Source organism: Bradyrhizobium sp. KZN70725, from assembly GCF_055264925.1.
The window spans coordinates 1-6280 of sequence record NZ_JBUYWT010000126.1 but is presented as its reverse complement, the minus strand read 5'-3'; the positions used below and the strand labels follow the sequence as shown (position 1 = coordinate 6280).

The following is a 6280-nucleotide window of genomic DNA, read 5'->3' as shown; positions in this document are numbered from 1 at the left end:
CATGACCAAATCGGCCGAGCCGTCCGCGCCTTCCGGCCACGCCGATAATCAACAACGAAGGCGACAGATCACGAGCTACAAAAACACGACATCTTCACCCGCTACGGACAGCACGGCGTCGACTTTGCGAGCCAGGTTGGTCGAGCCGGCCTTGCCGAGCACTATTCCCAACCCCTTGCACAGACCGCGCATTTGGTTGTCAATATCTCGCCGCAGATTCACCAGCTTGGTTAGTGCCGCCAGCATCGAACGGGTTTTCCAGCTCTCCGCTCCCTTCACGGCTGCTTCCCGGTACCAACCAATGCGGGCCATTCGGCCAATTCCTTGGCGTCGTTCTGGTCCGACTTGTTGATGCGCATCGATAACGCTGCGTTGGCATGACGCGCATCAAGGCAAATAACCGGGAAGCCCAGCTCCTAGAGTTGGTGCCAAAGCCAATTCGATAGCGAGCCTGTTTCAAAAACGATCCGCTCAGCATTGCCGGCATGACGTCGCAAGAGTTTTGCGATGGGCCTCCGGATTGGTGGGCGCGCAACCTTCGAATGTCACGCCGCCAGTCTGGTCCAAAACGCAAATGCTGGTTTCTTCCATAGAGATGTCCAGACCAACGTACTGCTTCATAGCGCGGCTCCTTTTCGATTCGCTGATGTCGATCGTACCGAACCTCGTGTTCTCAAGACGTCAACCGCGATTACGCCATGTTAAGAAGCGGGACTGAGCTGAGCTTGACAGTTGAGCGTCTGCCCGACCGGGACCAGGAACAGGCACAAGAGGCTCTGAGCCGGGCCAGGACGCGCCGGAAGTTGTGGCCGACGGCTGAGAGGAGAACGTTGGCGGCGTCTCCGGCGCGGCCTTTGAGATAGCAGCTGCTGAGGTATCCTTCGGCCTTCAGGTGTCCGATGAAAGGCTCGATGGCGGAGCGGTGGCTCAATTCGCGCTTGATGATACCGAAGACGCCGCGCTTCCGACCAGAGATGAAGACACGGGGGGAAGTTTGCGCGTCGTGGCTGCGGTATCCCTTGTCGACATAGGCCGCTTGATCGCACAGCCGGTGAGTGTCTCGGTACGGTCAATAACGTCCCGCAATGCATGCCCGCATTGTCGGGCAGCGACTTGGCATGCAGCACGAACAGACCACCGGGCGCCCCGCGATTGTTGGTGACGATAGAGGCCTTCACCCCAAACTCGTAACGCGCGGCGGCCTTACCCTTGCCGATGCGCTCCTCCTCCGAAGCATGGAAGATGGGATGGTTGCCGTCCTTCCCTGACGGCATCGCAATGTGCCAAAAGGGTTGTGATTCACAACCACTGAGCGGAATGGACGGCAACCGTGACGAAGGATACGATGATCGGCGTGGATCTGGCAAAACATGTTCTCCAACGCCATGCGCGTCGATGACGGGCACGTGAAGCTTCGCAAGAAGCTGTCGCGGGCTCAATTCCACAAATTTAGGCTCCGAGCGTGGTGGTGACGGCGGCCTGCGGTGGGGCCCACTTTGGCCTGGCAGATAATCAAGCCGGGCATGAACTGAAACTGATCTCGCCGCGCTAGGTTAAGCCGTTCCTGAACCACCAGAAGAATGACGCCGCCGACGCTGAGGCGATCGTTGACGCGGCGCAGCGTCCGCAAATGCGTTTTGTCGAGATCAAGACCGGCCCAGCAGACCCGGACGGTTCTGTTTCGAAACAGGGAGCAGTTGGTCCATCAGCGCACTGAGTTGACGAATCCCTTGCGCGCGTATCTCTATGAATTCGGCTACATCGCTCCGCAAGGAAACCCTGGCATAAAGCAGATTCACGACATACTCGACCAAGAGCGAGGTGATTTGCCGAACTCGTGCGCGATCTCTAGCAGCGATATACTGCAGCAGATCGCTAAAAAAACTACTCGGATCGAAACTGTGCTAGTGCATCTTAAGGAGCTAGCCACGGAGACCGAGACGGCAAAGCGCCTGCAGACGATGCCCAGCATGGGGCTCCGGATCACTGCGCTGGCGATTGAGGCCTTCGCGCCGCCGATGGAGAAATTCAGGTCCGGCCGGGATTTCGCCAGGATGGCTGGGGCTTGTGCCATAGCAACATTCATCGGGTGGTAAGCAACGGCTTGGCCGGGCGTCAAAGGCCGGCCAAGTGGACATACGTAAACTCCTGATCATTGGCGCGATGTCTTGCCTGAGCTGGCTGGGACGCAAGTCCATAAGCGAGAAAACCTGGCTGGGCCGCATACTGGTCAGGAAGCCCCGTATCCTCGTGGCGGTCGCACACGCGAACAAGATGGCGCGCGCCATCTGGACGGATGCTGACGAGATCCGGCGCTCGCGACCGCTGCATGACGATCAGTCTGCAGCGGGCCTCAATCTAACGCCGGTAAGTTGGGGAGTGTGAGAAGACGACTTGCATGGCAAATGATAAAAGATCTGGATCGGGAAAGCCAGCTGTATTCCTGGAGCTTCGAGCCCGAATGGAAGATTTGGAGTTGATCCGCAGATCACCGTACCGGCCGGCGGCATCTGAAGGCCGCACATGAAGGCCTCACAGAAGCGCGCACTCGATCACATGTGCGGATTCCGATGATCGCGCGCAGCTATTCCAATCTGATGCCGCGTAGCATTCCAGGCCGTGCCGGCAAAATCGCCGTGTCGTAATGACTGCGCCACATCGCTGTACTGCGGTTGACCATCGGGTCATAGAGGCAGGCCTTGATCACCGCGACCTTGGCGCTGTCGGGTACCAGCAGTTGCGTCGCGCCGCCAAAAAAGCTGTAGGCCGCCTTATGTCCCGCGATCCAGTCGCCGAACTGCTCGGTCCACGTCGACAGCGCGAACGATAAGCTGGATGCGCCCATGACTGCCACGAAGATGTGCGCGTCACGCATCTCGCCAGTTTTACGGTCAACCACCGGCGCCGTGTCGGCGGCATAGTCGACAAACAATTTCGCGCCGCCGCCGTGGTGCTGGCGCATCACCAGCGGCAGCCGGCCTTCCCTGTTGCGGAACAAGTCGCAGAAACGGCTGTACCGGTACCCGTCCGGATGCTCTGCAATGTACTCGTCCCATACCTGCAAGGTCACATGCTTGCGCTTGAGCTCGTGGGCAACAACGGGCCCGTCAAGCTCTGCCACCTTGCGGCGACCCGACTTCACGCCCGGCACCCCGTACAGTCGCTGCTCCAGCTCGGCGTCGCTTATCGCTTAGGGACTGCGCTCCCAAACCGCTTCAGTGTGTCACGTACCGTCGTCGGCCCGATGCCGACGCGCTCGCCAACCACGCGCGTCGAGAGCCGAGCCTCAAGGTTCAGACTCACAATCTCGCGCACCTGGCGCATGATAACCCTCCTCGTCGGCATCCAATCCTCCCAGCTGCTTCCAGCCGGAGAATTGGACCAGCGATCGGGCCTCACACCATCCGAAACTGCGTGCGATCATTTCGGAACCCTGCACGCCATCAAGTCGGTACGGTGCGCACTATCATCTCGGAATCGGCAATCACATCTCACGCCGAAAAAATCTTCTTGCATCGCGAACGGCAACCACAGAAAGAATAGAGCCAAAAGCACGCTGGCGCTGCGAGCGGATCTGCGTGGCCGGCCAAGCGGGGGGACGGACGCCTGCTCTAGTGCTGGCTGGCTCTCGATCTTATGACGGATGTCGCGGATGATCCGGCCCAGCCGACTGTGCGCAGGATAAGCAGTTGCCGCTGATGCCGGTTGAATTGTTGGCATGGGCGTAACGGCCCGCCATCATCGTCGCGCCTTTGGCCACGCGAGCATAGGATTGCCGCAGCCTGACCTCGCGCTTCCTCGCTAGGCGGTTCAGCCCCCGGATCGCTGCAACCGCAAGCAGAACCGCCAGTGCCCGCTCCACATAATGACGCCCTCTATTGAACTTTCCTTCCGATCGTATCATCCCTTGTCGCCGCGACATCAGAGACACGGACGTCGCAGGGTTCGCATAAAGCGTAGCTCTGTCCATCTGCATCCTCTCGGGTCAAGCCATGTCACCACCGCGTAGTCTGCGGCTGATCGCGTCGAGAAGTAGAACGAAGATCATGAGCATGGTCGATAAAGCCGACCGCTCTCTCCCAGCGCCGACGCGTACTGATAAGAATGTCCAGCATATTGGCGATCATCGGCACATTGCCGGCGCCAAGGATCGCGGGCGTGATGTAGAAGCCGAGCGCCAACATGAATACAAGACGCGCGTCCGCCACGAGTGCCGGTGCGCTTATCGGAAGGAAAAGGCCAAAATATAGCGCTTTGAAGCCCTGACGCTGCAGTCTGAAAGCATCTCTCGTCAAACCGGCTGAATGCGGCATACAGCGGGAGCGCGAAGAATGGCAGCATCACATTGGCGGTATCAACTAGGACCCCGAGCTGGTTGTATAGAAGCTGAAACGGCACTTTGATCAGCCCATTGAAAGAAGTGATCGATTCACGATCCCGTCGTTTCCGAGAATGACAATCCTAGCATACGTGCGGATCAATGCGCTGACCCAGAAAGGAAGCCAGCACGAGCGTCAGGCAGATCGAGCGGCTACGCGCTGAGAACCTTCGCATCCAATAGGCGAGCGGATACCCCTAGACGATGCAGGCCATCGTCGTGAGCGCTGCGATGCTCATCGTGTTGCCGACCACGCGGAGATAGACCGACGTCTCGAGGAGGTAGGCATAGTGGTGCGTGGTCGACATCGGATTCGAGAAACTCCACCCGATCATTGTCAGGATAGGCAGGTTGAACACGAACACCATAAAGAGCAGCAGCGGTACCACCATGATCTCAAAACGCAAGTCTCCGGTCTTGATTCGGTCCGACCACATGTGTCCTACTTCTCGCCAAATCGTAAGAGAACCCCAGTACGAGAACTGGGATCGCCGAACCTCGGCACGGAGCCCATCGAATGGCCACTTCGATTAGTGGCGCAAAGCTTCCATTCTGGCCAGAGCCGCTGCACCTTTTCGCCGTTCTCGATCTACCACTTACCATCGGACAGGAGCCGGCGATCCTTGTTCTGGGGAGAGCTGGGCTGCTTGTCCAGCAGCTGCTTGGGCAGATATTGGGCCATTTTTACGCTGCTGCCGAAGTAGAGAAGCCGCTGGCTAAAGACCGCTTGCTTCTCTGGCAAGCTGAAATCGGGTAGCAACAGCGTCGCCGCCTCCACTTCCGGGGGCGGCGCCCCCTTGGGCACCACCCAGAGAAAGCAAGGGACGGCAACGCCTGATTGTAGTTGAACGGTGAATGGCTTGTCCCATACCTCGATCCCGACGTCGTGCTTGCCCCGTCTCCGTAGATGAACTTCTTCGCGGGCTGCGCACCCGCTGGCGTCAGTTGCAGCGCTGCACTGAATGACAAGCAGAAGATCAGCGGGCTTTCCTTGCTGAATACAGAAACTTCACAGAAAGTCTCCTCGGTTATTCATCTTGGATAAGCCGCGCATCGTCAGGTCCCCAGGAAAGAAACACGCGATCCCCCGGCGCAAACCTCGGAATCACGTGCTGGCACGACGCGATGACGGTGCCGGTAGGCGGCGCTTGCATCGCGTAGCGGACGATTTCACCTTGATAGACTCGTCGGCAACGTCGCCCTCGATGCCGAAGCTGCCGTCCCGGGCAGCCGTGGCTGGCTCAAGGTTGATACGCTCCGGGCGAATCAGCATCGTCGCTCAGCTGCCGGGCGATGCATTGGCGACTACGAGTGGCACCTTCATTCCGTCGACCGGCGCAAACCCCGTGCTACGACCCTCTCGCACCACGGTCGGGAAACAAATTTGGCGATCCGATCGCTCATCGACATCGCCTCATCCTGGTCGTGCGTCACCAAAACGGTGGTCACGGCGAGAGTGCGCTGCAGTCGCCGCAGCTCCAGTCGGACCTCTTCCCGCAACTTGCGGTCCAAGGCGGCCAGCGGTTCATCAAGGAGCAGGAGCCTCGGTCCGAACACGACGGCACGCGCGATGGCGACGCGCTGTTGCTGGCCGCCGGAAAGCTCGGATGGCTTCCTGTTCTCCAAACCATTGAGGCGAATCACTTCAATCGTTGCGTCCACGCGGGCCTTTGCGTCACGCTTGCAGACGCGATGTTCTCCGCTACGGTCATGTTCGGAAAAAGCGCGTAGGACTGGAAAACGAGTCCGACCTCGCGTTGTGCCGGAGGAACAAGCGTGACATCGCTTGATCCGAGCATGATGCAGCCGCCCGTCGGCTGAATAAGGCGGGCGATCAGGCCCAACAGCGTAGACTTGCCGGAACCGCTGGGCCCCAATATGAAAGAAACTCGCCTTCGGCTA

The 6280-nt window shown here is 59.1% G+C and carries 5 protein-coding genes and 5 pseudogenes; 3 read left to right on the top strand and 7 right to left on the bottom strand.

Annotated elements, in window-relative coordinates; translation table 11 throughout:
- Positions 1 to 75: 75 nt before the first annotated feature.
- A complete protein-coding gene (locus tag ACZBJS_RS41795) occupies positions 76 to 312 on the bottom strand; it encodes a hypothetical protein (protein ID WP_463440264.1) in 237 nt (78 codons plus the stop codon).
- A gap of 389 nt (positions 313 to 701) precedes the next feature.
- A pseudogene (locus ACZBJS_RS41790) lies at positions 702 to 1241 on the bottom strand (IS5/IS1182 family transposase); the annotation flags it as partial.
- A gap of 104 nt (positions 1242 to 1345) precedes the next feature.
- Here ACZBJS_RS41790 and ACZBJS_RS41785 point away from each other — a divergent pair.
- Positions 1346 to 2385: pseudogene (locus tag ACZBJS_RS41785) on the top strand (IS110 family RNA-guided transposase).
- Positions 2386 to 2584: 199 nt separating this feature from the next.
- On the opposite strand, the gene ACZBJS_RS41780 reads toward ACZBJS_RS41785, so the two are convergent.
- Positions 2585 to 3142: an IS21 family transposase gene (locus tag ACZBJS_RS41780; RefSeq protein WP_463440263.1), complete on the bottom strand. Its 558-nt coding sequence runs from the start codon at positions 3140 to 3142 to the stop codon at positions 2585 to 2587.
- Positions 3143 to 3544: 402 nt separating this feature from the next.
- Positions 3545 to 3829: pseudogene (locus ACZBJS_RS41775) on the bottom strand (IS5/IS1182 family transposase); the annotation flags it as partial.
- Between the two features lie 217 nt (positions 3830 to 4046).
- Between ACZBJS_RS41775 and ACZBJS_RS41770 the strand changes: the two are divergent.
- Positions 4047 to 4250: a hypothetical protein gene (locus tag ACZBJS_RS41770; protein ID WP_463440262.1), complete on the top strand. Its 204-nt coding sequence runs from the start codon at positions 4047 to 4049 to the stop codon at positions 4248 to 4250.
- A 325-nt stretch (positions 4251 to 4575) separates the two neighbouring features.
- On the opposite strand, the gene ACZBJS_RS41765 is transcribed toward ACZBJS_RS41770, so the two are convergent.
- Positions 4576 to 4815 carry a hypothetical protein gene (locus ACZBJS_RS41765; RefSeq protein WP_463440261.1) on the bottom strand — a complete coding sequence of 80 codons (240 nt, stop codon included), beginning with the start codon at positions 4813 to 4815 and terminating at the stop codon, positions 4576 to 4578.
- A gap of 80 nt (positions 4816 to 4895) precedes the next feature.
- On the opposite strand from ACZBJS_RS41765, the gene ACZBJS_RS41760 reads away from it, so the two are divergent.
- Positions 4896 to 5135, top strand: a complete 240-nt coding sequence (locus ACZBJS_RS41760; RefSeq protein ID WP_463440260.1) for a hypothetical protein — start codon at positions 4896 to 4898, stop codon at positions 5133 to 5135.
- Between the two features lie 271 nt (positions 5136 to 5406).
- Here ACZBJS_RS41760 and ACZBJS_RS41755 read toward each other — a convergent pair.
- Positions 5407 to 5559, bottom strand: a pseudogene (locus ACZBJS_RS41755) (TOBE domain-containing protein); the annotation flags it as partial.
- Between the two features lie 139 nt (positions 5560 to 5698).
- A pseudogene (locus ACZBJS_RS41750) lies at positions 5699 to 6222 on the bottom strand (ABC transporter ATP-binding protein).
- Positions 6223 to 6280: the final 58 nt, after the last annotated feature.